Source organism: Flavobacterium sp. GL_143, from assembly GCF_057834355.1.
This window is the reverse complement of the sequence record NZ_CM174401.1, coordinates 3,268,583-3,295,131: the sequence shown is the minus strand read 5'-3', so window position 1 is coordinate 3,295,131 and position 26,549 is coordinate 3,268,583. Positions and strand designations below refer to the sequence as shown.

23 protein-coding genes and 1 other RNA gene are annotated in these 26,549 nt (G+C 32.3%); 10 read left to right on the top strand and 14 right to left on the bottom strand.

Going from position 1 to position 26,549, the window contains the following annotated elements; all coding sequences use genetic code 11:
- The first annotated feature begins 238 nt into the window (after positions 1-238).
- From AC3IPI_RS14340 to AC3IPI_RS14330, 3 genes are all read left to right on the top strand, one after another.
- A complete protein-coding gene (locus AC3IPI_RS14340) occupies positions 239-1,273 on the top strand; it encodes a sensor histidine kinase (protein ID WP_240474703.1) in 1,035 nt (344 codons plus the stop codon).
- On the top strand, positions 1,263-1,964 hold the full coding sequence (locus AC3IPI_RS14335; protein WP_039112758.1) for a LytR/AlgR family response regulator transcription factor: 702 nt from the start codon (positions 1,263-1,265) through the stop codon (positions 1,962-1,964). Before AC3IPI_RS14340 ends, AC3IPI_RS14335 begins: the two co-directional genes overlap by 11 nt.
- A 179-nt stretch (positions 1,965-2,143) precedes the next feature.
- The gene (locus AC3IPI_RS14330) at positions 2,144-3,583 is read left to right on the top strand and encodes an MFS transporter (RefSeq protein WP_489153526.1); all 1,440 of its coding nucleotides are present in this window, start codon (positions 2,144-2,146) and stop codon (positions 3,581-3,583) included.
- A 226-nt stretch (positions 3,584-3,809) separates the two neighbouring features.
- Here AC3IPI_RS14330 and AC3IPI_RS14325 read toward each other — a convergent pair whose 3' ends face one another.
- The 4 genes from AC3IPI_RS14325 to ffs form a co-directional block, all read right to left on the bottom strand.
- Positions 3,810-4,304 (bottom strand): hypothetical protein, encoded by a 495-nt coding sequence (locus AC3IPI_RS14325; RefSeq protein WP_489153524.1) that lies wholly within the window; start codon positions 4,302-4,304, stop codon positions 3,810-3,812.
- 93 nt (positions 4,305-4,397) lie between these two features.
- A complete protein-coding gene (gene fsa, locus AC3IPI_RS14320) occupies positions 4,398-5,054 on the bottom strand; it encodes a fructose-6-phosphate aldolase (RefSeq protein WP_039112761.1) in 657 nt (218 codons plus the stop codon).
- Positions 5,055-5,198: 144 nt separating this feature from the next.
- On the bottom strand, positions 5,199-6,002 hold the full coding sequence (locus AC3IPI_RS14315) for an SDR family oxidoreductase (RefSeq protein WP_039117396.1): 804 nt from the start codon (positions 6,000-6,002) through the stop codon (positions 5,199-5,201).
- A gap of 200 nt (positions 6,003-6,202) precedes the next feature.
- An RNA gene (gene ffs / locus AC3IPI_RS14310) (signal recognition particle sRNA small type) lies at positions 6,203-6,300 on the bottom strand.
- A gap of 88 nt (positions 6,301-6,388) precedes the next feature.
- Here ffs and AC3IPI_RS14305 point away from each other — a divergent pair.
- Complete coding sequence (locus tag AC3IPI_RS14305) at positions 6,389-7,444, top strand: glutaminyl-peptide cyclotransferase (RefSeq protein ID WP_489153521.1); 1,056 nt, start codon at positions 6,389-6,391, stop codon at positions 7,442-7,444.
- Positions 7,445-7,647: 203 nt separating this feature from the next.
- On the top strand, positions 7,648-8,886 hold the full coding sequence (hutI, locus tag AC3IPI_RS14300) for an imidazolonepropionase (protein ID WP_489153519.1): 1,239 nt from the start codon (positions 7,648-7,650) through the stop codon (positions 8,884-8,886).
- Positions 8,887-9,505: 619 nt separating this feature from the next.
- Here the strand turns inward: hutI and AC3IPI_RS14295 are convergent.
- On the bottom strand, positions 9,506-10,384 hold the full coding sequence (locus tag AC3IPI_RS14295) for a hypothetical protein (protein WP_039112765.1): 879 nt from the start codon (positions 10,382-10,384) through the stop codon (positions 9,506-9,508).
- A 95-nt stretch (positions 10,385-10,479) separates the two neighbouring features.
- Between AC3IPI_RS14295 and AC3IPI_RS14290 the strand changes: the two genes are divergently transcribed.
- Both AC3IPI_RS14290 and AC3IPI_RS14285 read left to right on the top strand, forming a co-directional pair.
- Positions 10,480-11,541: a formimidoylglutamase gene (locus AC3IPI_RS14290; RefSeq protein ID WP_086893911.1), complete on the top strand. Its 1,062-nt coding sequence runs from the start codon at positions 10,480-10,482 to the stop codon at positions 11,539-11,541.
- Positions 11,542-11,628: 87 nt separating this feature from the next.
- Positions 11,629-12,882, top strand: coding sequence for a DEAD/DEAH box helicase (locus AC3IPI_RS14285; protein WP_039112767.1), 1,254 nt, complete (start codon positions 11,629-11,631; stop codon positions 12,880-12,882).
- Between the two features lie 83 nt (positions 12,883-12,965).
- On the opposite strand, the gene AC3IPI_RS14280 is transcribed toward AC3IPI_RS14285, so the two are convergent.
- The 3 genes from AC3IPI_RS14280 to aroC form a co-directional block, all read right to left on the bottom strand.
- Complete coding sequence (locus AC3IPI_RS14280; protein ID WP_489153516.1) at positions 12,966-15,149, bottom strand: response regulator; 2,184 nt, start codon at positions 15,147-15,149, stop codon at positions 12,966-12,968.
- A 200-nt stretch (positions 15,150-15,349) separates the two neighbouring features.
- Positions 15,350-16,642: a dicarboxylate/amino acid:cation symporter gene (locus tag AC3IPI_RS14275; protein ID WP_039117399.1), complete on the bottom strand. Its 1,293-nt coding sequence runs from the start codon at positions 16,640-16,642 to the stop codon at positions 15,350-15,352.
- Positions 16,643-16,700: 58 nt separating this feature from the next.
- Positions 16,701-17,759: a chorismate synthase gene (gene aroC / locus AC3IPI_RS14270; protein WP_039112770.1), complete on the bottom strand. Its 1,059-nt coding sequence runs from the start codon at positions 17,757-17,759 to the stop codon at positions 16,701-16,703.
- Positions 17,760-17,948: 189 nt separating this feature from the next.
- On the opposite strand from aroC, the gene AC3IPI_RS14265 reads away from it, so the two are divergent.
- The 3 genes from AC3IPI_RS14265 (at position 17,949) to AC3IPI_RS14255 (ending at position 20,980) form a co-directional block, all read left to right on the top strand.
- On the top strand, positions 17,949-18,773 hold the full coding sequence (locus AC3IPI_RS14265; RefSeq protein ID WP_039112771.1) for a UDP-2,3-diacylglucosamine diphosphatase: 825 nt from the start codon (positions 17,949-17,951) through the stop codon (positions 18,771-18,773).
- A gap of 127 nt (positions 18,774-18,900) precedes the next feature.
- Complete coding sequence (locus AC3IPI_RS14260) at positions 18,901-19,386, top strand: hypothetical protein (RefSeq protein ID WP_039112772.1); 486 nt, start codon at positions 18,901-18,903, stop codon at positions 19,384-19,386.
- Positions 19,387-19,534: 148 nt separating this feature from the next.
- The gene (locus AC3IPI_RS14255; protein WP_489153512.1) at positions 19,535-20,980 is read left to right on the top strand and encodes an IS1182 family transposase; all 1,446 of its coding nucleotides are present in this window, start codon (positions 19,535-19,537) and stop codon (positions 20,978-20,980) included.
- A gap of 213 nt (positions 20,981-21,193) precedes the next feature.
- Here AC3IPI_RS14255 and AC3IPI_RS14250 read toward each other — a convergent pair whose 3' ends face one another.
- The 6 genes from AC3IPI_RS14250 to AC3IPI_RS14225 form a co-directional block, all read right to left on the bottom strand.
- Positions 21,194-21,619: a protease complex subunit PrcB family protein gene (locus AC3IPI_RS14250; RefSeq protein ID WP_489153510.1), complete on the bottom strand. Its 426-nt coding sequence runs from the start codon at positions 21,617-21,619 to the stop codon at positions 21,194-21,196.
- Positions 21,620-21,642: 23 nt separating this feature from the next.
- Positions 21,643-22,794, bottom strand: a complete 1,152-nt coding sequence (bshA, locus tag AC3IPI_RS14245) for an N-acetyl-alpha-D-glucosaminyl L-malate synthase BshA (RefSeq protein WP_039112774.1) — start codon at positions 22,792-22,794, stop codon at positions 21,643-21,645.
- Positions 22,795-23,083: 289 nt separating this feature from the next.
- Positions 23,084-23,530 (bottom strand): hypothetical protein, encoded by a 447-nt coding sequence (locus tag AC3IPI_RS14240; RefSeq protein WP_489153508.1) that lies wholly within the window; start codon positions 23,528-23,530, stop codon positions 23,084-23,086.
- 147 nt (positions 23,531-23,677) lie between these two features.
- Positions 23,678-24,160 carry a hypothetical protein gene (locus AC3IPI_RS14235; RefSeq protein ID WP_039112776.1) on the bottom strand — a complete coding sequence of 161 codons (483 nt, stop codon included), beginning with the start codon at positions 24,158-24,160 and terminating at the stop codon, positions 23,678-23,680.
- A gap of 116 nt (positions 24,161-24,276) precedes the next feature.
- Entirely contained in the window at positions 24,277-25,068 is a 792-nt protein-coding gene (locus AC3IPI_RS14230) for a (Fe-S)-binding protein (protein ID WP_035620482.1), read from the bottom strand.
- A 139-nt stretch (positions 25,069-25,207) separates the two neighbouring features.
- Entirely contained in the window at positions 25,208-26,542 is a 1,335-nt protein-coding gene (locus AC3IPI_RS14225) for a 4Fe-4S dicluster domain-containing protein (RefSeq protein ID WP_086893913.1), read from the bottom strand.
- Positions 26,543-26,549 lie beyond the last annotated feature (7 nt).

Here is a 26,549-nt window from a genome sequence, read left to right as displayed (position 1 = left end):
TTATTACATATTTCAAAACAAAACTGAGTAAATAAGCTAGTATATCTAGGAAACAAATCAATTATGCATTTTACGAAAACGTTGTCTAGACTAAATATTTCATGTTTTAAGATATTTTGCAAAATTTTATTCAAAAAAATTGTGTTTTCATTAACTAATTGATTAAAGTTGCAAAATAATATTTTACTAATTACCTAACACAACCAAAACCTACTACTAATTGAATAGAATCAGTAAAATGAAATTCGATATTAAACTTCAAAATCATCTTTGGTTTTGGGGAGTTTATTTTATATTGAATTTCTTAAGATGGGGAGCTTACTTCAATAACTATCAATATTCATTTAAATCGAATCTTATTGAATTCTCATTACATATACCATTAGTATATTTTAATCTATTTGTTTTAGTGCCACGTTATGTATTAAAATCTAAATACATAACCTATACTTTTAGTCTTATAGCGAGTCTATTTGTAATTTATTTAGTAAAAACCGCACTTACCTATTACTTAATATCCCAAAACATTTGGCCAGAGGCAAATCGCGAATACAAACCTTTCGAGATAAATCATATCGTTGCTGTATGTATTGGTGAATTATATGTATTAGCAATGGCATCATCTGTTTACCTGACACTTACATGGTTACGAGAAAGAGAAAGAAACCGATCCTTGAGAGAAAATCAGTTTAAGATTAAATTAAAATATCTTGAAAATCAGATTCAACCTCATTTTTTCTTTAACACTCTAAATAACCTATATGCATTATCACTGGAATCTTCGGATAAAGTTCCAGATGTGATTATCAAACTTTCCAAATTAATGGAATATGTTTTATATGACATAAAAGGAACAAAATCTGTTAAATTAATTCAGGAAATAGACTATATTCATAACTATATTGAGATAGAAAAACTACGATTTCAAAATGTAGAAGTTAGTATTAATTTAGAATCAGATATAGATGATGTCGAGGTACCGCCTTTAATCTTCATCTCCTTAATAGAAAACGCCTTTAAACATGGCGGACTTAATAACCCAAATTTAAAAATAAAAGTAAACTGCAAAATCATTGATAACAAAACACTCGATTTTGAAGTATTAAATAATTTTGTACATTCACAGAATTTTAAGACAAAAAGAGGAATTGGCTTAGTCAATACCCAAAAGAGATTAAAACTAATTTATAAGAATAATTACAATTTAGAATATAAAACTAAATTTAATTACTACATAATTCGCTTGCAAATACCTATTAATAATGAAAATTAAATGCGTATTGATTGATGATGAACCATTAGCAATCAAAGTTCTACAAAACTACTTTACAAATTTTACCGATTTTGAAATTACCGGTACATTTGTTAATGCGCTAGAAGCACTGGACTTTATAAACAACAACAGTGTAGATGCCGTTTTCCTGGACATTAACATGCCCATGATGACTGGATTTGAACTCATTAGCTTAATAGAAAACAAAACCAAAGTCATCATTACTACTGCTTTTAGAGAATTTGCAGCCGAAAGTTATGATCTTGAAGTTTTAGATTATTTAGTAAAACCTATCCCTCTTCCTAGATTTATAAAATGCATCAATAAAATTACGACCGAGTTCAATTTAAAAAACAATATCAAAGTCGAAAATCATCGTGTTGAGCCTCATCTTTTCATCAAAGTAGATAAGAAAATGATCAAGATAAATATAGATGAAATTTTATTTGTAGAAGGAATGAAAGAATATATCAAGGTAGTAACACTTGATAAAACATACATTACACATAAGTCATTAACCGCATTATCAGACGAGTTGCCGGCCGATAGATTTATGCGTATTCACAAATCTTACTTAATAGCAGTGAACAAAGTCAAATCTATTGAAGGAAATCGTATACAAATTCAATCGTTTACCTTGCCTATAGGTAGGAATTATAGTAAAGATGTAAAAAGCAAAATACTAGAATAACCACCTCACAATCACCAAGTTTACTATTTACAAAAATAACACCTTGTTGAATAATTCATGTCGTTGGTATAAATTTAACATTATTTGTTCTGTTTTATTTTTTTTTAAACGAGTTTACAAATATATTTACGCTCATCAAAAAACAAATAAAAAACAAATAAAATTAACTTTATCAGATTATGAGTTCAGAAAATGTACAAACAAAATGGGGACAGTTTATCCCGCTAGTCATCGTATTCTTCTTCTGGGGATTTGTTGCGGCTAGTAATGATATTCTAATCCCAGTATTCAAAACAGCCTTTAATTTATCACAAGGAGAAAGTCAGTTAGTATCATTGGCATTTTATATAGCTTATACTGTTGGTTCTTTAATATACATGGGTATTTCTTACTTAATTAAAGAAGATTTAGTTAATAAAATTGGTTACAAAAACGGATTATCATTAGGTTTACTTATTTCTGCTTTAGGAACATTATTATTTTATCCAGCAGCAAACACAGGTTCATTCCCTTTAATGCTATCAGGTTTATTCATCGTTGCATTAGGATTCTCATTACAACAAACTGTTGCAAACCCACTAGCAATCGCTTTAGGACCTATTTCTACAGGTTCTCAGCGTCTAACTCTTGCAGGTGGTATCAATAATCTTGGAACAACAATTGGTCCATTAATCGTAAGCTTTGCAATCTTTGGTTCAAGCGTAGATAAAACTACAACTTTAAGTATCGAAAGTGTAAAAATCCCTTATTTAATACTAGGATTTGCCTTTTTATTGGTAGCTATTTTATTAAAATTCTCTTCACTTCCAGACAGACCAGCTTTAGTGCAAGAAGATGCAGCCATCGAAGGTTCAATTGTAAAAAAATCAGCTTTACAATACCCACAATTACTAATGGGGATGATAGCAATCTTTTTATACGTAGGAGTAGAAGTATCTACAGCTAGTAACTTACCAGCATATATGGAAACTAAATTAGGCTTCCTTACTCACGAAGTAGCACCATATATCTCTTTATACTGGGCGAGTTTAATGATTGGTCGTTGGACAGGTGCTGTTGAAGCTTTTACAGACGATCTTAGCTTACAAAAAATATTACGTTTCTTAGCTCCATACTTAGCATTTGGTGTATTCTTAGGTGTAAATGCTATTGCTAAGCACGATTTAACTCCATTCTATATCTACGGATTAATTATTTTAGTACTTATCGCAGCCGATATCGCAAGTAAAGGAAACCCTGCAAGAATGCTACTTATATTCTCTACATTAGGAATCATTGCATTAGTAATCGGTATGACAACACACGGTATGGTGAGTGTTTACGCAATTACAAGTGTTGGTCTTTTCTGTAGTACACTTTGGCCATGTATCTTTACATTAGCAGTAAGTGGTTTAGGAAAAAATACGAGCCAAGGTAGTAGCTTCTTAATCATGATGATTATGGGTGGTGGAGTAATCAGTTGGTTACAAGGTTTCGTATCAGAAAGTATCGGAATCCAAGCTAGTTACATCATAGGAGTTTTATGTTTTACTTACCTAGCATTTTATGCTTGGAAAGTAAGCGGAATCCTTAAAAAACAAGGAATTAGTTTCGACAAAAAAATATCAGGAGGTCACTAAAAACCTACCGATTTAAAATAGAAAAAGTCCCATTGCAAAATGGGACTTTTTTATGCTTTACAACTTCCATTAGGAATTAGATTTAACCACAAAGTCCGCAAAACTTAACAATCAAGCTTTGCGGACTTTGTGGTTTTCAGCTTTGCACCCTTTACAGTTAATTTATCTGCCATCGATTTAAATCTTTGCGTCCTTTGCGGTTAAATAATACCACATGATAATATAATCATTTAGCATCAAGAATATTCTCCAAATTCTTTTTAAAAATCACTTTATTCTTTTCAGGAATAGTATATACCACATCTTTATTAGCATGCACTATAATTTGCTTTATATCCAGATCCAAAAGCTTTCTCGGTTCTTTTAACTTCAAGGTACAAGCACCATCAAAATAACCATCATCTTCAATAATTTTTTGAGTTTTAACAATACTTCCATCACCAAATACTGCCGAAATTGTCATTGAATTATTTAATGTTGTAGTATAAAAACCATCCATAACCAACATAACGCGGTAGCTGTTTTTCATTTCCGCCCCTTTAAACTCATGTCGTACAATTGTATAACGCAATCCTTTATCAAGAACCTGAAAGCTTTTTGAACAATCCAGTTCAAATGTAGCCACGTCACCAGCATCATTAATTCCTTTTATTACTTTAGCTTGCGCAGTAACCGACAATCCAACTATTGTAAACGCAAATGCAATTAGTAGCTTTTTCATATGTAGATAGTTAATTTTGAGATACATAAAAATATAAAAAAAAACGCCATGTTTTTGACAAACATGGCGTTTTAAAATAAATTTTAAGAAAAATTACTTATTTCCTTTTTCAAAATCAGCAACAAACTGTGCCAATCCGATATCTGTTAATGGGTGTTTTAATAAACCATAAATTGCAGAAAGAGGTCCAGTCATAACATCAGCACCAATTTTTGCACAGTTTACAATATGCATAGTATGACGTACAGAAGCAGCTAAGATTTCAGTTTCATAACCATAGTTATCATAAATCAATCTAATCTCTTCTATAAGCGCTAAACCATCTGTAGAAACATCATCCAAACGACCAATAAAAGGAGAAACATAAGTAGCCCCAGCTTTAGCAGCCAATAAAGCTTGTCCAGCAGAGAATACTAAAGTTACGTTTGTTTTAATTCCTTTATCCGAGAAATATTTCGCAGCCATAACACCTTCTTTCGTCATTGGCAATTTAACTACGATTTGCTCGTGTAAATCAGCCAATTCTTCACCTTCTTTAATCATTCCGTCATAATCCAAAGCATTAACTTCGGCACTAACATCACCTTCAACAAGATTACAAATATCAACGTAATGTTTCAAAATGTTGTTTTTTCCAGTAATTCCTTCTTTCGCCATCAATGATGGATTAGTAGTAACCCCGTCTAAAACACCTAAAGCTTGTGCTTCTTTAATTTGAGCTAAATTAGCTGTGTCAATAAAAAATTTCATATGTATTATATTTAATTGTGTTCCTAAATAGGGCGTGTTCGCCGCGGCAAACGGGTTTTACATTACAATCTTTTATTTTTTAAAGAAAAAAATAAAAGGATTTCCATTTCACCCCCTCACGCAAAATGAAAAATCGCTGCAAAATTACAACTTATAATGATTCATTAACATCTTTTCATAAACTTTATCAGGAAGAATACGTTTCAAAACAATTGAGAATTTCTGCATAAAAGCCCCAACTTTATAATGTCCTTTAGGCTCTTTAGTTTGCATAATTTTATAAATAGCCTCAGCCATTTCATTAGGATTTCCACCCGCATCTACATGCTCATTCATCGTTTCAAGCGTACGTCCATACACAGTCTCGTAAGCCGAACCCTTTATTACAGGTGCATGATAACGCCCTGCGGCAATATTAGTAGCAAAATCACCAGGAGCAACATTGGTAATATTAATTCCAAAAGACTTAACCTCCATACGCAACCCTTCCGTAATTAACTCCAAAGCTCCTTTCGAAGCCGAATATACACTTCGATAAGGCAACCCCATATAACCAGCAATAGAAGTAATATTAATGATCAAACCTGACTTCTGCTCACGCATTTGTGGCAAAACAGCTTTCATTACCTCGATTGGACCAAAAAAGTTAGTTTCAAAATTATTCTTAATTTCCTCCGTCGGAATTTCTTCCAGAGGACCAGTAATCCCTACACCAGCATTATTAATAACAACATCAAGACGCCCTGTAGTCTTTATAATTTTAGCAACAGCAGCCTTAATCGACTCCACATCACGAACATCTAAAGCAACTAAAGGAAAAACAGAATTTAAAACCTTCTCAGGAGTTCTACTAGTTCCATACACTACAAATCCTTTGTTATGCAAAAATTCTCCAATAGATTTTCCAATCCCTGAGGATCCTCCGGTAATTAAAATGACTTTACTCATGATTTAGGTTAGATGTTAGATGTTAAATGTTATAGTTAAAAGTAAGTGTCTATGCCTAAAATACGATGTTAAAGAAAACTTCTAACATCCCACATATGACTTCTAACTTCAGACAGGTCCAAAAATAAAAAAATCCTCCCGAAGGAAGACTACTTTTAAATTTATTCTAAAAAAAAATCCCGAAACATCGGGAGATTAAAAAAAGGCAAGCGACCTACATCGCATCGCTCAACCACTTACCCTTGCTATGTTCCCATCCTGGGGGAGTCTGCAGGAGCAGATCGTGTAGGACTTGCCGGTGCAAATATACAATCTTTTTATATTTTTGCAAGAGCTTTGTGCCTATAAAAATAACATTGTATATTGGCTACTTCAAATTTTAGACTATGAAAAAACATAACTTCTTAACTTTCATTTTATTAGGAATCACACTAGTTGGTTGTAAAGAGACAAAAAAAGATGAAAATTCTATATTTTCTTTTGATGATTCTAATTTTCCTGCCCATTTTTTAACAAATCAGTCTGTTTCTTTGGGTATTTCAAACCCAAATTCGAAACAAATCGATAGCATTGTGTACTTTGTAAACGACAAAAAAGTTGGTGCAGTAAAAGGTTTAAATAAATTAAACTTTGAATTAAAAGATCAAAAACTAGGCTACCAGAAACTAAAAGCATTAGTTTATTTTGATGGAGAAAACTCAGAAACCACTTCTAGAATCGAATTAGTTTCAGATGTACAACCTAAATTATTAAAATATAAAGTCGTTAATACATATCCTCACGATGCCAAAGCATTTACTGAAGGATTAGAATTCTTTAGAGACACCCTTTATGAAAGCACAGGACAAAAAGGAGATTCGTACTTTAGAAAATACGATTACAAAACAGGTAAAGTATATAAAGAAATCACGCTTGATAATAAATACTTCGGAGAAGGAATTACTATTATCAACAATAAACTGTACCAATTATCCTGGCAAGAAAAAACAGGTTTTATATATGACATCAATACATTAAAACTTGAAAAAACTTTTACCTACGATAAAGAAATCGAAGGTTGGGGAATGACAAATGACGGAAAATACATTTATCAAGGTGATGGAACCGAAAAGATTTGGAAAATGGATCCTGAAACTCAAAAAATGATTGATTATATCAATGTATATTCAGGAAGTTCAAAAATCAAAGCTATAAACGAATTAGAATTAATCAACGGGAAATTCTATGTAAACGTATTCCAAAAAGATGCAATTGCAGTAGTAAACCAAACAACTGGTGCAGTCGAAGGAATCCTAAACATGTCAGGATTACGCAAGCAACTAGCTCCTAGCATAACAATCGATGATGTTTTAAACGGAATTGCTTACAACCCAAAGACAAAAACAATATTTGTAACAGGTAAAAACTGGGACAAAATGTTTGAAATTACAGTTTCTGAATAACATATAAAGACAATATTTGAATTCTTATCCCGAAGCTTCGGGATAAGAATTCGAATATTTCAACACAAATTTTACAAATTTTCACGAATCGATTAGTGTTAATTTGTGACACGAGACCGTAGGGCGAACTGACGAAGTAAATTTGTATTTTATTTCAATACTATAAAAACAATCAGTATCCTTTTTAAAACTAAATTTATACAATGATTACTTTAATTACAAACATAAAAGAGCTTATACAGGTTCGGGAAACTCCAATTTCTAAAGTTACTGGAGCCGAAATGGCAATACTTCCAACCATCAAGAATGCTTATTTAGTTATAAAAGACAATCTAATTGCAGCATTTGGTTCAATGGAAAACATTCCTGAAATAAAAGCCGATTCAACTATTGATGCAACTGGAAAAATGATTCTTCCCTCTTGGTGCGACAGCCATACACATATTGTATATGCTGGCAACAGAGAACAAGAATTTGTAGATAGAATAAATGGACTCTCTTACGAGGAAATCGCTAATCGCGGTGGTGGAATTCTAAATTCTGCAAAAAAGCTTAACGAAACCTCCGAAGAAGAAATATACAACCAATCCAAAGCCAGACTAGAAGAAGTTATGCGTTTAGGAACTGGAGCAGTCGAAATAAAATCAGGTTATGGACTTACTGTAGTCGGTGAATTAAAAATGCTAAGAGTCATAAAAAAACTTGCCGAAAATTACCCAGTAACTATAAAAGCAACTTTTCTTGGCGCACATGCATTCCCTTTAGAATTTAAGGAAAACAAAAAAGGATACATCGATGAGATTATCTACAAAATGCTGCCAGAAATTGCCAAAAACAAGCTAGCAGATTACGTAGATGTATTTTGCGAAACGGGTTACTTCTCTGTCGAAGAAACAGAGCAAATTATGGAAGCAGGTATCCAAAACGGATTAATACCAAAAATCCATGTCAACCAGTTTAATTCTATAGGCGGTATACAAGCAAGCGTTAAATACAAAGCCCTTTCTGTGGATCATCTCGAAATAATGAACCCAGAAGACATTCAGGCATTAAAAAACACCGAAACGATGCCTGTAGCTCTGCCATCGTGTTCTTATTTTCTGAGTATCCCATATACACCAGCAAGAGAAATGATAAAAGCAGGATTGCCAATTGCATTAGCTACAGATTACAACCCTGGCTCTACTCCATCCGGAAACATGAATTTTGTCGTTGCAACAGCATGCATCAAGATGAAAATGACTCCCGAAGAAGCAATTAATGCAGCTACAATAAATGGAGCTTATGCAATGGGAGTTTCAGATACCCATGGTACTATTACAGTAGGAAAAAAAGCTAATTTTATACTAACTAAACCTATTACCTCCTATTACCAATTGCCTTATGCTTTTGGTACTAATTTAATAGAAAGCGTTTTTATCGAAGGTGAAATTTTCGAATAATAAAATCGAAAACAAAAAAAACACAAACTCTTATTTTAAAAGACTCTAAAATAGCTACTTAAATTAGGTAATCCCTAAATAAGTTACTATCTTCATCTTTTTAAAATAAGAGTTTTTTATTCATGAATACATTAGGCCTCATTTTAGATTTATGCAAATTTAGTTTGAAACAAAAAGGTTTCAATACTAGCATAAACTGGGTTCCTAACACAAACGTTCCTATAACGTTTACAAATTCATTTAAACAAAAAATCTTCCCGAATTATTAAGCATCCGCGAGTGTGCTTAATACATCCTATAAACTTTATTTTTTACAATCCCATTTCCAATACAATTTTGGATAATGTTACTCGCTATATAAAGTTTTATTTATATCTATAAATTTTAGGATCAAGGCTATTTTATACTATTTAAATAATTTTAAAAAAAAATAAGATCATGGCTAAGGTTAACAATATGAAAGCACCTTCAAAAGATTTAAAGGCGAAGAAACAAGAAAAAGCATTAAAAAAACTAGAAGATAGTCAGAATAAAAAACGAAAATCCAGATAAATAAACCTAAAGAAAAAGGGCAGCAAAACTAAGTTTTACTGCCCTTTTAATATTATTAAGTACTTTTTTATCTTAAAGTAAAGCTTGTTTTAGAAACCAACTCGTCATTATCAAAAACATTGATAAAGTAAGTTCCTTTTTCAAAGTTTTTACCAGGTAAATCTTCAGAAACATTTACTGATTTGTTTTCGTACTGAACTTTTGTAACAAAGCTATAAACTAACGATTTATCTCCAAAAGATTCTGTTTTTTTATCTCCTAAAACATTGTTTTTACTATCGATAACTTGTACATAATACGTTTTATCTCCAGATTTAGCAATTTGATTTTCAGCAATTGTAAAACTAATTTTTAATACATCAGCTCTACTAGCTTTATCAGTTTCAATTTGTTTTCCTGAGCTTCTTAATTTGTAAGCTGCAGTTTTTGTATTAAGGATAGATAATTTCGATCCTTTTTCAACAGTTTTAGCCAATTCTTCATTTTGACCAACTAATACTTCGTTGAATTTTTTAGATTCTCCTAAAACAACAATTGTGCTATCACGTTGAACTGTTAACACCCCATTTTGTTTTTTCAACTCATCATTTTCTGCAACTAAAACTTTCATTTTACCTTGCATAGCCTGAACCTGAGATCTGAATTTAGACACATCTCCTTTAGATTTATTCAAATCATCCATTAAAGTAACTACTTTGTCTCTTTCCTGAATTAACTCATCAGACATAGATGTATTCTCAGCAATTGCAGCATCATAAGTTGCTTTTAATTCCTGTAAATCCTTCATTACAGACTCTTTTTCTGTCAATGTAGTAGTAAGTTCAGTTTTCACAACATCAGAATCAGATGTCATTTTAAATATATACACTAAACTACCTACTAATAAAATTGCTAAAACTGCTATTACTGCTTTTAGACTTGAGTTGTTGTTCTTTTGATTTTCCATATTTAAATAATTTTTGTAAACAAATTTAATAATTAATATAAGCTAATAACGTAAGTTGCTACAAATATATTATTTTTGGAAAATATATTTTTTTTATGGAAAAACTAATCCCTTTTACTATTAACGACTTAGCTAAAGTTACAAATCACAGAAGTGGCGAAATAAAATTTGGCGAAAAAATGATAATAGTTCCCAAAGGTGCTGACACAATTGATTTTCTTAAAAATTGTGAAGCTAAGTATGTCCTTTTAGGAATTCCAGAAGACATTGGAATACGCGCCAACTACGGAAGACCTGGGGCTGCGTCTGCTTGGGATAGTGCCATAAAGAGTATTGCAAACATCCAACATAACCGTTTTTGCAAAGGAAATCACATTGTAGTTTTAGGTCAAATTGATGTAAAACAAGAGATGAAAGAAGTAGAACATCTTGACTTTAACGACATCGACGACCGATCAAAACTTAGCCAGTTGGTAGAGCGTGTAGACAAAGAAGTTTCACATATTATATTTAACGTTATCAAAGCAGGAAAAATCCCAATTATCATAGGCGGAGGTCATAATAATGCCTACGGAAATATAAAAGGAACGGCACTTGCTCATGGAAAACCTATAAATGCAGTAAACTTTGATGCGCATTCAGATTTCAGAATTCTGGAAGGAAGACATAGCGGAAATGGTTTTTCATACGCTTACGAAGAAGGTTTCTTAAAAAAATACTTCATATTTGGATTACACGAAAATTACACCTCCAAAAGTGTACTCGATATTATTAAAAAAATTGAAGACCGAGTTCGTTACAATACGTACGACAGCGTAAAAATTAGAAAAGAAAAAGATTTTAATGCCGAAATGCAATTTGCTTTAGATTTTGTTAAAACAGACATCTTCGGAATCGAAATCGATTTGGACGCAATTCCAAATATTGCAAGTAGCGCTATGACTTTAAGTGGATTTTCGATTGAAGAACTACGCCAGTTTGTATCTTATTTTGGACAACATAAAAATGCAGCTTATTTACATATTTGCGAAGGTGCTCCAGATTTAGGCGAAGAAAAAAACAATCATTTAATTGGAAAATTGATAGGCTATTTAGTTACAGATTTTATAAAATCGAACTTTGAAAAAATCGAAATAAAAAGCTCAATAACTAAATAAACGCATATTCAAATAAACGATTAAGCGAATAAACCTATCTTTGCACAGAATTTTAGTACTTAAAACTAAATTCTTAATACCGAAAATATGTTATTCGAAGACTTATCACTTTCTAAAAGTATACAAAAAGCCGTATTTGAAGAAGGCTATACAAACCCTACTCCTATCCAAGAACAATCTATTCCGATTGTACTAGCTGGAAGAGATTTAATTGGGTGTGCCCAAACAGGTACTGGAAAAACTGGAGCATTTGCTATTCCTATCATACATCAATTACACAGAATTGTAGGTTCATCTAAAAAAGCCAAAGTAATCCGTGCACTTATAGTTACACCTACAAGAGAATTAGCGGTACAAATTGGGCAAAGTTTTGAAACTTATGCAAAATATACCAACTTAACTCAACTTACAATATTTGGTGGAGTATCACAAAATCCGCAAGTAGATACCCTTAAAAAAGGAGTAGATATTCTTGTGGCAACGCCAGGAAGATTACTTGACTTACAAAAACAAGGATTTATAGATTTAGATCATTTACATGTTTTAGTATTAGATGAAGCAGATCAAATGCTGGATATGGGTTTTATAAACGATGTAAAAAAGATTGTAAAACTTACTCCAAAAAACAGACAAACCTTATTGTTCTCGGCTACAATGCCAATTGCAATTCGTGAACTAGCTGAAATGTTCTTACAAGACCCTGCAAAAGTTGAAGTTTCGCCAGTATCATCTACAGCAGAAAATGTTGAACAACGTGTTTATTTTGTTGAAAAAACAGAAAAAAGAAATCTTTTATATCATTTGATAAAAAATGAAGACTTATCAAATGTTTTGGTTTTCTCAAGAACAAAACATGGAGCTGATAATGTTGTAAAAGCACTTAGAAAAAATAATATCGCTGCCGAAGCAATTCACGGTGATAAATCTCAAAACGCAAGACAACGTGTTCTTGATGCCTTTAAGAACAAAGAAGTTGGAGTTCTTGTAGCTACAGATATTGCTGCACGTGGTATTGATATTGATCAATTGCCATTTGTTATTAATTTTGATTTACCAAATATTCCAGAAACGTATGTACACCGAATCGGTAGAACGGGACGTGCTGGAAACGGAGGAATTGCAATTTCTTTTTGTAGTAAAGACGAACACGGATATTGGAAAGATATACAAAAACTAATAAAAGTTGATGTAAAAACGATAAGTGATCATCCGTACCAATGGCATGCAGGAAGCCCTGAAGCGGCAGCGGCAGCAAAGCCTAAAAACTCAAACCGAAGTGGTGGAGCGCACAAATCAAGAAAATCAGACGCATCTAAGCAAAACAAAAAACGTTGGTATTAATCTTATCGCGTAAACATACAAAGTTAAACCCGAACTCATAATTATCAGTAATTAGCGAAATTCGTGTTTAAAAGCAATCAGATTCAAACGTTGGCACTATAGCCAACGTTTTCTGTTTCTACAATAAGGCAATTTATAATTTTGAATAATTTTACAGACTCAAAAGGCTTTATTATAATATCATTTATCCCTGCAGAGATAGCTTCATCGGTAATTTCATCTTTATCAAAAGCAGTTAATGCCACAATAGGCGTTTTTATGCCTTTTAAGCGTATTTTTCTAGTTGTTTCGAATCCATTCATCATTGGCATATTAATATCCATTAAAACAACGTCAAAAGATTCCGTATCTAATATCTCCAAAGCTGCAAACCCATCATCAACAACAGTACAGCTATAATTATTTTTCTCAATAATCTTTTTAGTCACAAGCTGGTTTATTCGATTATCTTCAACAACCAAAACCCTGAACACCTGATTAGAGGTTAGATCAACCTGAATTTCATTAATTATACTTTTTGTTTTCTCCGGATCATATTCAAAAGCAATAGTAAATGTAAAAGTAGTTCCTTCCCCAACATTACTTTCTAGCGAGATTGAACTACCAAACAATCCTAATAATCGTTTTACAATAGTCAACCCTAAACCAGTTCCTTGATAATCTTGTTCGTTACGACCAACCTGAACAAATTTTTCGAAAATCTTATCCTGATCAACAACAGCAATTCCCATTCCGGTATCTTTTACCTGAAACTCTATAAAATGTGCCTTTCCTGCAACTTTAACTAGATTTGCAATAATAAATACTTCTCCTTTTTTAGTAAATTTTAAAGCATTACTTACCAAATTCATTAATATCTGAGCAAGCCTTAATTTATCACCAATTAAATACTCAGGAATATCCGAATCGATAATTACAGTAATATGATTATTGTTTTTTTGTGATAAAAAAGACAATGAGTTCTTAATCATATTAATCTCATCAGATATATTAAAAGTCAAACTTTCCAGAACAACTTTATTTTCTTCAATCTTATTAATTTGAAGAATATCATTAACCAGAGATAATAAATATCTAGCCGAGAATTTTAAAGAACTTAAATGTGGGCTTCTGGCTAATTCTTTATGTTCCTCCAGCAGCATATTGGTTATCCCTACAACACCATAAAGCGGCGTTCGTAATTCGTGACTTATGGTAGATATAAATTGAGTTTTAAGAACCGAAGCCTCTTCAGCCTGTTCTTTAGCTTTTATTAATTCCTCATTTGTAAACAATAACTGTGCATTAGTTCTCTTTTTAAAAACAACATTTTTATATAATGTAACTATCAGAATAAGAAAAATACAAGAGGTTAAAACAAATAACAAAACGATAATTCTGGACTTCCTTAAATCCTGATACTGAACACCTTTTTCAATTTCAATTTTACCAATTTGTCTTTTATACTCATCCAATTCTAGATTAAAACCAGCCTTTTCAGCACTTTTTAATTTACGCTCATTATAAAGATTCTCCTTAACCGCATTGTGCTTAATAATATTCTGGTAAGCTTGTTTATGATCCCCAATTTTATTCAAAAACTTAGAGTATTCGAGATATGAATACAATAAATCAGATTTTTCCATCCCTGCTTGCCCCTCTTTAATTGCCCGAATAAAATATGCGGCAGCTTTAGCTTTATCTTCGATATGAGAATAATACATTCCGTTAAGCAAATTAAACGCTACAATTGTAGATTCGTTAAGATGATTGCTATGATGTTCATTTATATATTTAAAATAAGGCAAGGCCAATGAAAACTCACCAATATCAAAATACGCCCAGGTAATATTTAAGCTAATCAAATAAACAAGTGAGCTATCTTTCTCTTTCTTACTGTAATCAAGGGATTTTTTATAATACTCTATTCCTTTTTCATATTGCTTTTTTTCAAAACAATACATATTACCTAAGTTATTGTTTATTCTGTTTTTTAAGATGTTATTGGTAGTTTTATTGGCAAAGGATAATGCCTTTTTATAGTAGAATATTGCTTTGTCAAATTCCGAAAACTCGTTATAATTTGCAGCAATGATATTGTATGAAACAGCTATTAGGTTATTATTTTTAGCTATTAATGCTTGTTGTAAAACTATTCTGGAAACAATTAATGATTTTTCAAAATCAGATTCTTTTAGATATTTTAGTGCCTTATCAGCTGTTCTTGTGATATCTTGTTCTGTTGGCAACTCTGTCTTAGCAATTACAGGCTTCGCAACACAAATCATCAAAAATAGCGATAAAATAATCCGAATATTAAACATAAATTAACTATAATTTCATCAAATATACATTTAAAAACAAAAAAGGAGTTGTATTTTATAAATAAAATACAACTCCTTATAATATATTTTGAATAAAAAAGAATACAAGTTACTCTTACAAATAGTACTCTTTTTAAACTATCTCACTATTAAGAATTTCTCTCTTAACTATTAGAATCTACTGCATCAAAATTAATCTCTTTGTCAGCTTCCCATTTTCCTACTACCGATGTAGCAAGTGCATTACCTAATACGTTTGTAGCACTACGGAACATATCACAAAAATGGTCAATTGGCAAGATTATAGCAATACCCTCAATAGGAATGTCAAACATACCACAGGTTGCAGCAACAACAACCAAACTGGCTCTTGGTACACCTGCAATACCTTTACTAGTTAACATTAAAACCAAAAGCATTACCATTTGAGTTCCTATATCTAAATGTACACCATAGAACTGTGCAATAAAAATACTTGCAAAAGTCATGTACATCATACTACCATCCAGATTAAAAGAATAACCTAATGGCAACATAAATGATACAATTTTATCTTTTACACCAAATTCTTCTAACTCTTCTGTTAATTTAGGAAACACAGCCTCGCTACTTGTTGTTCCAAAAGCAATAGCAACAGGTCCCATAATACGTCTTAACAATTCAGTCATTCTTCCTTTAAGGAAAATATAACCTACTATAATTAAAACAACCCATAAAGTACTAATCCCTATTAAAAACGAACCGAAAAATTTAAAATATGTAATTAATAATTCTTCAGCATCTCTTACAGCAAATACACCTGCAATGGCTCCGAAAACCCCAATTGGAGCGAAGTTCATTACATAGTTTACCATTTTAAGAACAATGTGCGACATTTTATCCAGCGCATTAATAACCGGTTTTACACTAGTTCCTAATGAAGCTGCTGCTAATCCGAAGAAAATTGAGAATATTACAATTTGTAAAATCTCATTTGTAGCCATTGCTTCAAAAATACTCTTAGGTACAATATGTGCAATAAAATTCTCAAACGACAACGATTGCGTTTTCCCTGTAACCTCAGTTGCAGCCGACATATCTACGTGGTCTAATTTTAAACCTACTCCTGGTTGCAAAATATTTATATAGAACAAACCAATCAATAATGATATAAAAGAGGCTGTAAAAAACCAAGCCAATGCTTTTCCTCCAATTCTACCTACTGTTTTTATATCTCCCAATTTAGCAATACCAACTACCAAAGTGGTAAATACTAAAGGTGAAATAATCATTTGAACCAAACGAATAAAGATAGTAGCTAGCATCTTTATCTTATTACTAAACTCTACTGCCGCATCATGCGAAATATAATTATGCAATATAATACCCAGTGTTGCACCAAGAAACATTGCAATAAGAATTTGCCCAGTTAAGCCTCTGAAAAAAGATGTTTTTTTGATTTCTGTATTATTGTTCATCAAGTGTTTTTTGTATTATTAATTAAATATAAGACGCTCGCCTGTCTTACGTATCTCTCTAATATGTTTTATTTATCAAATGGAAATCTGCAAGAACTATTGCAGCCATAGCCTCTACAATCGGTACAGCACGAGGAACAACACATGGATCATGGCGTCCTTTACCAGTCATAGGAGTAATATTTCCTTTGTTATCTAATGAATCCTGTGTTTGCATAATTGTTGCAACAGGTTTAAAGGCAACTCTAAAATAGATATCCATTCCGTTACTAATTCCACCCTGGATTCCTCCCGAAAGATTTGTCTTAGTAGTTCCGTCAGGATTATATAAATCGTTATGCTCGCTTCCTTTCATTTCAGAACCCGAAAAACCACTTCCATATTCAAAACCTTTTACAGCATTGATAGAAAGCATTGCTTTTCCTAATTCGGCATGCAATTTATCAAAAACAGGCTCACCTAAACCTACAGGCACGTTTTGAATCACGCAAGACACAACCCCACCTACAGTATCACCTTGTTTTCTTATATCTCTAATATATTCTTCCATAGTCGCTGCAGCAGCTTCATCTGGACAACGCACCGGATTACTTTCTGTTTTAGAAAAATCTAATTCCTGATAAGGAGTATTTAAATGAATTGGTCCTACAGACGAAACGTAGGCATTGATTTTAATAGTAGGTAACATTTGTTTCGCAATAGCTCCAGCAACAACTCTACTGGCAGTTTCGCGGGCAGAGCTACGACCTCCTCCACGATAATCACGAAAACCGTATTTTTTATCATAAACATAGTCAGCATGACTAGGTCTGTAATTATCTTTTATATGAGAATAATCGTCTGATTTTTGATTTGTATTCGGAATAATAAAACCAATTGGAGTACCAGTGGTTTTTCCTTCAAAAACTCCAGATAAAAATTGTACATCATCTGGTTCCTTCCGTTGGGTTACTATTGCAGATTGTCCAGGTTTTCTTCTTGACATCTCAAACTGTATTGCTTCTAGATCTAATGTTATTCCTGATGGACAACCATCAATAATTCCGCCTAAAGCTTCCCCATGCGATTCTCCAAATGTTGTAATTTTAAATAGTGTTCCGTAGCTATTTCCCGCCATTGTAATTAGTTTTGAGCAAATGTAAGTTTTATGAATTAAATTAAAAAATTTTAAATTGGTATTATTATCTAAAGGTTAATTTGCATTATCATCACGATTTCTTAAAATTGAAGAACAATTGATAACTATTTATTAAAAACAAATCGGCAGCAGATTCTTTAAATTTGTTAAACACCAAATCAAAACCAATTGAAAAAAAGAAATGTTGAAGTTGTAGTAATATCAGATGTTCATTTAGGAACTTACGGAAGCCATGCCAAAGAACTAAGCAACTACCTATCAAGCATTAAACCAAAAATTTTAGTATTAAATGGCGACATAATTGATGCATGGCAATTTAGGAGATCTTACTTTCCAAAATCCCATTTAAAGGTAATTCAGAAAATTATCGGCTTTGCTTCCAAAGGAACTAAAGTGTATTATGTAACAGGTAATCACGATGAAATCCTAAGAAAATTCAGCGAAATGACTATGGGAAGTTTTGCCTTAGTCGATAAATTAATCTTAGAATTAGATGATAAAAAAGCCTGGATTTTTCACGGAGACGTATTTGATGCCTCTGTACAACACTCTAAATGGATTGCAAAACTAGGCGGAATAGGTTATGATTATCTAATTTTAACCAATCGATTCATAAACTGGTGCTTATCTAAGATTGACAGAGAACCTTATTCTTTTTCTAAAAAAATTAAAGCCAGCGTAAAAAAAGCAGTTAAACATATATCCGATTTTGAAACAACAGCAACAGATTTAGCCATCGAAAAGAAATACGATTACGTAATTTGTGGACACATTCATGAACCAAAAATTGAAAGAAAAGAAAACAAAAACGGATCAACACTTTATCTAAATTCCGGAGATTGGATAGAAAATTTAACCGCATTAGAATACCATAAAAAGCGATGGAAATTATTTCATTATTCTCAAATGAATTTCTCTGAAGAAGAAAACCTTTTTGAAATGGAAGATAGTTTAAGTAGCCAATTAATGACCTCACGCTTTATCCCTAAATAATTTTATCCTGATTTGCATCAAGTATGATTCAGCAAAGCAAAAATGTGAATTATGAAACATTTAATATAATTTCTATAATTTTAACATTTTGTTTATACAATAACTTTGTCTGAATAAATACTTACTTATGAAAAAAATAATTTTGTCAGCTATCATGTTGCTAGGATTAGCATTTACAGCACAAGCACAAGACATTTCTAAAAATGCGCTTGGATTGCGTTTAGGGGATAACCACGGATTTGGAGGAGAGATTTCTTACCAGAGGGCATTATCTAAAAATAATAGAATTGAAGCCGATTTAGGTTGGAGAAATAGCAACGATGTAGATGCTTTTAAATTAGTAGGACTATACCAATGGGTATGGAACATAGACCAAGGTTTTAACTGGTACGCAGGTGTCGGTGGTGGTATTGGCAGCTGGGATCATGATTACCATGGCTATAGTGACAGTGGAACTTTCGTATTTGCAGCTGGAGATATAGGTATCGAGTACGGATTTAAAGAAGTGCCAATTTTACTTTCACTAGATGCAAGACCAGAAATTGGTTCTGGATATTACGATGATGATAATTTTGGATTTGATATCGGATTAGGAATCAAATTTCAATTTTAATAAATGTATTTATAAAAAATCCTGTCATACTTAAGAGGGCACTGAAAAAGTCCTTTTCACGAATAAATTGTTAATTAAAAGGAGTAGAAGCTAAAAGTTTCTGCTCCTTTTTTTTGTATCTTTTGAGTGTAATCATAAGGCTTTTTAGATGTTAATTCAACAGCAACAAATTCAGTTTAGTCCCTATTCCTCATTATATGATTTAATTGTTCCTCAGGATAATCTCCTTAGAAAAATCAACGAACTCATAGACTTCTCATTCATCTACGATGAGTTGCTAAATAAATATTGCATCACTAATGGTCGCACAGCAGAAAGCCCAGTGCGTATGTTTAAGTATTTACTTCTAAAAACAATTTATGATGTCTCGGATGTTGATGTAGTAGAACGTTCACGTTTTGATATGTCTTTTAAGTATTTCTTAGAAATGACACCAGAGGAGAGTGTTATTAATCCAAGTTCTTTAACGAAATTTCGTAAACTTCGCCTGAAGGATACGGACTTATTAAATCTACTCATTGGTAAAACAGTATCTATAGCCGTCGAAAAGGGAATCATCAGATCCAGGTCTATTATAGTTGATGCTACACACACTTTATCAAGATCAAATCCATTTGCAGCAATTGATGTATTAAGAGAGCGCTCTAAACTTCTACGAAGAACAGTATATTTATTTGATGACCAATTCAAAGAGCATATGCCCGAGAAGAACAATACCAATGAATTGGAAAAAGAATTAGCCTATTGTAAAGAACTGGAGCAGCGCATAGAAAAAGAAGAATCTTTGAGTTCTATACCTGCTGTAAAAGAAAAGCTAAATCTGCTTAAAGAAACTATAGAAGATACTCAGGAAAATTTTATCTTATCAAAAGATATAGATGCTAAAACAGGTCATAAATCCGCAGATAGCTCTTTCTTTGGATACAAGACTCATTTAGCGATGACCGAAGAGCGAATCATCACAGCGGCTGTAGTTACCTCAGGAGAGAAAGCAGATGGTCCAGAGTTACCAAAACTCTTAGAGATTAGTCAGCAAAACGGAATTGATGTAAATACCATTATTGGTGATGGAGCTTATTCAGGAACAGAAAATCTCAAGCGAGCAAACGGGAAAAATATTAGAGTTGTAGCTAAGTTAAATGTTTCAGTAGCAAATGGGACAAGAAAAGAGGAAGATAAATTTCAATATAATAAAGATGCCGATAGAATGGTTTGTCCTGCAGGACATATGGCTATACGAAAAGCTAGACAGGGCAAAAAAAATGTTGGGAAAAATCAAACATATACCTACTATTTCGATGTCGAAAAATGCAAATCTTGTTCTTTAAAACAGGGGTGTTATAAAGGGGCAAAAACAAAAACCTACTGTGTAAGGATAAAATCAGACTTACACCAAGAACAAATCGCCTTTCAAGAAACGGATTATTTCAAAGAAAAAGCAAAACATCGATACAAAATAGAGGCTAAAAATAGTGAGTTAAAAAACGTACATGGCTATGATAGAGCAATATCGTACGGCATTGCCAATATGCAAATGCAAGGAGCAATGGCTATTTTTACAGTCAACTTAAAAAGAATACTGAAATTAATGTAAGAAATTTATAAAATAAGTATGCCTACACAAAATGCCCCCTATAAATCAAAAATCGATTCATATAGCTGCAAATAAAAAACAGATATAAAACGAAAAACGCTTACAACGGATATTTTTAAATCCTGTTATAAGCGTTTTTTCATTGTCTAAAAACAATCCCAATCAAAATAAGGGATGTTTTTCAGTGCCCTCTACTTAATGACAGGATTTTTTTTATTTAATGATAATTTCTTTTTTCGAATTTATTTTTACCACAGCATAAGGATAAGTAATCACTTGCATTACCATACTATCGGGTGCAGGAGCAGTTTCTTTAACAGTTATAATAATATTTTTATCTGTTTCTTCTACTTTTTCAACTCCTATAGAATAACCTCCAGTATTTTTCTCTCCCATATTCAGGACAATATAATTTGACTTTTTTATATCGTCTTCTTTTATTTTTCCTTTTAAGCTCTCATCACTGGTCAACATCTTGATTTCATTAGGTTCGCTCAATATTTCAAAAAAATGAATATTTCCACCACCATCACTTTGCTGAGTCAAAACTTCATACAAAGCAGTATTTTTATCTCCAGATTTTGTTGCCCCACAAGAAATTACAAGAACCGAAACAAATAAGACTAGTATTTTTTTCATTGTTAACTTTTTAAATTAATATTTTACTGTACTCCTTTGTGATCTTTATAATCATTAATCGCTTTTTGATATAATGCTTCATACTTTGGCAAAATATTCTTAATATCAAATTTCTTTGCAACCTCCAGAGCATTCGCTTTAAACACATTTAAAGTCGCATCATCCTTAAGAATCTTAAGTGCATTCACAGCCATTTCTTCAACATTACCTACATCGCTTAAATATCCCGAATAACCATCAAAGTTTACCTCAGGCAAACCGCCCGAGTTACTAGAAATTACAGGAACACTACAAGACATTGCTTCAAGCGCAGCCAAACCAAAACTCTCTGTTTCAGACGGTAATAAAAATAAATCCGTAAAACACAAGATTTTATCTATTTCGTTACTATTCCCAAAAAAGATTACTTTATCATAAATCCCTAATTCCTGGCATAAAATCTCGGCTTTCTCCTTTTCAGGCCCATCACCTACCATCATTAATTTTGCAGGAATCTCTTTTTGGATATTATAAAAAATCTTGATAATATCCGGAATACGTTTTACTTTTCTAAAATTACTAATGTGTGTAATAATACGTTCGTTTTCCTTTGCCATAACATAACGATGACAAGGAGCGTCAGGATCTTTTTTAACCTTATCCAGTTCGATAAAATTAGGAATCACCTTTATCTTATTCTTAATATTGAATAATTTTAATGTATCATCTTTCAAACTCTGAGAAACCGAAGTCACATAATCTGATTTGTTAATACTAAAAGTTACTGCAGGTTTATAAAACGGATGATTCCCAACCAAGGTAATATCCGTTCCGTGAAGCGTTGTAATCATCGGGATATGAATTCCTTCATTTTTAAGCATTTGCTTGGCCATATAGCCTGCATACGCATGAGGAATTGCATAATGTACATGAAGCAACTCAATCTTATACAACTTTACCATATCTACCAATTTGCTTGACAAAGCCAACTCATACGGCTGGTAATGAAACAAAGGATATTCAGGAACATTTACTTCGTGATAGTGTACATTAGGATTCAAAAGTGCCAACCGAACAGGCTGACTATAAGTTATAAAGTGAATTTCGTGACCACGTCTTGCTAATTCAAGACCGAGCTCTGTTGCTACAACCCCGCTCCCACCAAAAGTAGGATAACAAACTATTGCTATTTTCATGTATTAATTTTAGTCTTACGAAAGTACTTAAAATTAGTATTGAATTGAAATTTTAGAATGTTAGATTTTTCAAAAAAAGGTTCTGAGGTTCTGAGATACTAAGGTTCAAAGGGACAAAGGTTTTCCATAGAGGCTCTCAGCAGTACGTCTATCTCACAGAGTTGCAAAAGAACAAAGACAACGTTGCTACATAAACTAACCACATCGTAACCGCAAACTTATCCTCCTGACACAGGAAGAATCTCTGCTAGACAACGACCTTTGTCAAAATTTTGAACTTTGACAAAGATTATTCAAAAATTCGATTATTAAAATTCGGTATTTTTTCAGCACTATTAAACTCCCAACTACCGTAAACGAAGTCTTCTAATTGCTGCAGTACCTGTTTATCAATTATAATTTCTGTTGTTTCTAAAAAAGCCAAAATACCCGTATACCCAATAATCGTAGGGTTTGTATCTGTAACTGGTTTACCAACTACTGCATTTATAGTAATTTTCCAGAACTCTGAACTACAAGAAAGAGCAAACTCCAAACCTGCTATTAATCCTTTCTTCCAAGTTTCCATTCCTTCACGCCCCACATCTATTGAATGATTACTATATCCAATTCCAGAGTAATTTTCTATAATTTGATTTTTAATCTCATCTTTTTCAATACTTAAATTAACTATTGCAAAATATGGTCTACCATTTTTATATTTCATCCAACGATAATCTAAGCCTTGATTTTTCATTTATAATTAAGTCAATTTTATGAATACACTAAATTTATTTATAAAGTCTAATTATTACAGATAAAGAAAGTCTAGTTTCATTTTATCTCAAAAAAAAGGCACAAAATCTAAATTTTATGCCTTTTGTAATTTATCTATAATAAAGATTTAAAAGAATCTACTATGCCAGCTATCTGCTGCTGGAACTTCCCAAGATTCATTAAACTCTTCAATATTGTTTACCAAATTATTAAAAACGATAGTATTTTCAGTAACTGCTTTGTCCTTCACCATTTTCTTAAAATCAATCAATGGCTTGTGAGCAATATGTTCTCCTAATTTAAAAGTAACATTCATCTTATCTAGCAAGTCTACATTGTATTTTTTCTCAAGACTTTGGATAAACTCTACCGATGAATCGATAGAACATCCTGTTGCAGCTTGTACATCTTGATCTACAGCAATAATTATAAATCGGTTGTATTTAAGCAAGTATGATGATTCTAAACTAGTTCCGTGTGCTGCCCAAGATTCAAGGAAACCTTGTAAAGCAGTTTCGATTTCAGAAAATTCTTCGTCCGAGAACTTTCTATTGGATTGATAAATCCAAATCTTTGATTCTCCGGGTAAATTTTCAAAAGGAATATACATTTTTTTTTATTTTAGATTTTAAACAGTTTAAAGTTTCATGTTTAAAGTTCAAAACCTTAGAACTTCAGAACCTTTGCAACTTTGAACCTTTTTTTAAACTTTGAACCTTTCCTAAACTACAAATCCTGTGCATTAGCGATTAACTCGGCAATGTCCATTACTTTGGTTTCAGCTTCTTTTTCTTTATTTTTAATACCATCCGTTAGCATTGTGTTACAAAACGGACAAGCAGCAGCAATAATATCTGGTTTTACTTCCAAAGCATCTTCAGTACGTAATACGTTAACTTCTTTGTTTCCTGGCTCTGCATCTTTAAACATTTGCGCTCCACCAGCTCCACAACATAATCCGTTTGCTTTAGAGCGTTTCATTTCGACCAACTCGATATCAAGTTTCTCAATTAATTCTCTTGGTGCTTCGTATATTTTATTAGCTCGTCCTAAATAACATGGATCATGAAACGTAATACGTTTTCCTTTAAACTGTCCGCCTTCAATGGTTAATCTACCATCATCCAGCAATGATTTTAAGAATTCTGTATGGTGTACAACTTCATATTTTCCACCAAGTTCAGGATACTCATTTTTTATTGTATTGAAACAATGCGGACAAGCGGTAACTATTTTTTTTGCTTCATAAGCATTCAGAACTTCGATATTCATCATAGCTTGCATCTGAAACAAAAACTCATTTCCAGCACGTTTTGCAGGATCTCCAGTACAGCTTTCTTCTGTACCAAGAACCGCAAAAGAAACATCTGCACGATTTAATATTCGCACAAATGCTTTTGTGATTTTTTTTGCTCTATCATCAAAACTTCCTGCACAACCTACCCAGAATAAAACTTCTGGTTGTTTTCCTTGGGCTAGCATTTCTGCCATTGTTGGCACAACTAAACTTTCTGACATGTTCTTTTTTTGTTTAATCGGTTAATCGTTAAGTGGGTAATCGTTATAAAACAAATCTACCATCAAACTTTCACTAAAAACCGAAAAATTATTTTATTCTATTAATTAAACGAATTACCGATTAACCAATTAAACTTTTTTAATTTTCGTTTTTCCAGTTCAATCTATCTTGCTGATTGTACTGCCATGGTGCTCCATTATTTTCAATATTTGTCATCATTGCGTTTAAAGGCATTGGTGCAGCACTTTGCTCCATAACCAGGTAACGACGCATATCCATAATAATAGATAACGGACTAATATTTACAGGACACTCTTCTACACATGCATTACAAGATGTACAAGCCCATAATTCTTCTGGAGTGATATAATCATTTAATAAAGACTTATTATCTGGAACAAAAACTCCTTTATTAGCATCTATATTTTTTCCTACTTCTTCTAATCTATCTCTTGTATCCATCATAATTTTACGAGGAGACAATTTTTTTCCTGTTTGATTTGCAGGACAAGATGAAGTACAACGACCACATTCTGTACACGTATAAGCATTTAATAACTGAACCCAGTTTAAATCCTGAACATCACTTGCTCCAAATTTAGCTGGTGCAGCATTTTCATCTGCCGGAGGTGCCGCTGCAAATGGATCAGCGTTAGGATCCATCATTAATTTAACCTCTTTTGTAACCGATTCTAAATTATCAAATTGTCCTTCAGGTTTCAAATTAGCAAAATACGTATTTGGGAAAGCCAATAAAATATGTAAATGTTTAGAGAAGTACAAGTAGTTCATAAAAATTAAGATACCTATAATATGCAACCACCAAAATACTTCAAACAACAATACAACCAATTCGTTTGACAATCCGTTAAACATTGGTGCTACAAACTGACTCACAGGAAAACTTCCTGCTTTATGAAAAACTCCTCCAGGAACATTTTGCAAATGAAAATCAGAAGCATTCATCAATAAAAACAATACCATCAATACAACCTCAAAATACAAGATGTAATTTGCATCATTTTTAGGAAATCCGTTTAAATCTGGATTAATAAATCGCTTTAGTCGAACAATATTTCTTCTTATCCAGAAAACTGATACTGCAACCAAAACTAACAATGCTAATATTTCAAAAGAAGCAATCAATACATCATATACTGGTCCTAAATATGGCGCAAATACTCTGTGCGTACCAAATAAACCATCAATAATGATTTCGAGTAATTCAATATTTATAATTATAAAACCAACATAAACAACAATATGCAATACTCCTGCTATTGGTCTTTTTACCATTTTAGACTGACCAAGGGCAATCATAGCCATGTTTGTCCAACGTGCCTTTGGATTGTCTTTACGGTCTACATCTACTCCAAGCTTTATGTTTCGGATGATTTTTTTTACGCTAGACGCAAAAAAACCAAAACCAATTATAAGAAGAATGGCAAATAAAATATTATCTAAATAACTCATATCTTAA

Bases quoted from the DNA above. Each gene is read 5' to 3' on its own strand.
- AC3IPI_RS14235 (WP_039112776.1), bottom strand. From the start codon at position 24,160: ATGTATATTCCTTTTGAAAATTTACCCGGAGAATCAAAGATTTGGATT.
- AC3IPI_RS14255 (WP_489153512.1), top strand. From the start codon at position 19,535: ATGTTAATTCAACAGCAACAAATTCAGTTTAGTCCCTATTCCTCATTA.
- AC3IPI_RS14330 (WP_489153526.1), top strand. From the start codon at position 2,144: ATGAGTTCAGAAAATGTACAAACAAAATGGGGACAGTTTATCCCGCTA.
- bshA (WP_039112774.1), bottom strand. From the start codon at position 22,794: ATGAAAATAGCAATAGTTTGTTATCCTACTTTTGGTGGGAGCGGGGTT.
- AC3IPI_RS14225 (WP_086893913.1), bottom strand. From the start codon at position 26,542: ATGAGTTATTTAGATAATATTTTATTTGCCATTCTTCTTATAATTGGT.
- aroC (WP_039112770.1), bottom strand. From the start codon at position 17,759: ATGGCGGGAAATAGCTACGGAACACTATTTAAAATTACAACATTTGGA.
- AC3IPI_RS14230 (WP_035620482.1), bottom strand. From the start codon at position 25,068: ATGTCAGAAAGTTTAGTTGTGCCAACAATGGCAGAAATGCTAGCCCAA.
- AC3IPI_RS14280 (WP_489153516.1), bottom strand. From the start codon at position 15,149: ATGATTTGTGTTGCGAAGCCTGTAATTGCTAAGACAGAGTTGCCAACA.
- AC3IPI_RS14285 (WP_039112767.1), top strand. From the start codon at position 11,629: ATGTTATTCGAAGACTTATCACTTTCTAAAAGTATACAAAAAGCCGTA.
- hutI (WP_489153519.1), top strand. From the start codon at position 7,648: ATGATTACTTTAATTACAAACATAAAAGAGCTTATACAGGTTCGGGAA.
- AC3IPI_RS14305 (WP_489153521.1), top strand. From the start codon at position 6,389: ATGAAAAAACATAACTTCTTAACTTTCATTTTATTAGGAATCACACTA.
- AC3IPI_RS14340 (WP_240474703.1), top strand. From the start codon at position 239: ATGAAATTCGATATTAAACTTCAAAATCATCTTTGGTTTTGGGGAGTT.
- fsa (WP_039112761.1), bottom strand. From the start codon at position 5,054: ATGAAATTTTTTATTGACACAGCTAATTTAGCTCAAATTAAAGAAGCA.
- AC3IPI_RS14335 (WP_039112758.1), top strand. From the start codon at position 1,263: ATGAAAATTAAATGCGTATTGATTGATGATGAACCATTAGCAATCAAA.
- AC3IPI_RS14250 (WP_489153510.1), bottom strand. From the start codon at position 21,619: ATGAAAAAAATACTAGTCTTATTTGTTTCGGTTCTTGTAATTTCTTGT.
- AC3IPI_RS14295 (WP_039112765.1), bottom strand. From the start codon at position 10,384: ATGGAAAATCAAAAGAACAACAACTCAAGTCTAAAAGCAGTAATAGCA.
- AC3IPI_RS14315 (WP_039117396.1), bottom strand. From the start codon at position 6,002: ATGAGTAAAGTCATTTTAATTACCGGAGGATCCTCAGGGATTGGAAAA.
- AC3IPI_RS14260 (WP_039112772.1), top strand. From the start codon at position 18,901: ATGAAAAAAATAATTTTGTCAGCTATCATGTTGCTAGGATTAGCATTT.
- AC3IPI_RS14290 (WP_086893911.1), top strand. From the start codon at position 10,480: ATGGAAAAACTAATCCCTTTTACTATTAACGACTTAGCTAAAGTTACA.
- AC3IPI_RS14275 (WP_039117399.1), bottom strand. From the start codon at position 16,642: ATGAACAATAATACAGAAATCAAAAAAACATCTTTTTTCAGAGGCTTA.
- AC3IPI_RS14240 (WP_489153508.1), bottom strand. From the start codon at position 23,530: ATGAAAAATCAAGGCTTAGATTATCGTTGGATGAAATATAAAAATGGT.
- AC3IPI_RS14325 (WP_489153524.1), bottom strand. From the start codon at position 4,304: ATGAAAAAGCTACTAATTGCATTTGCGTTTACAATAGTTGGATTGTCG.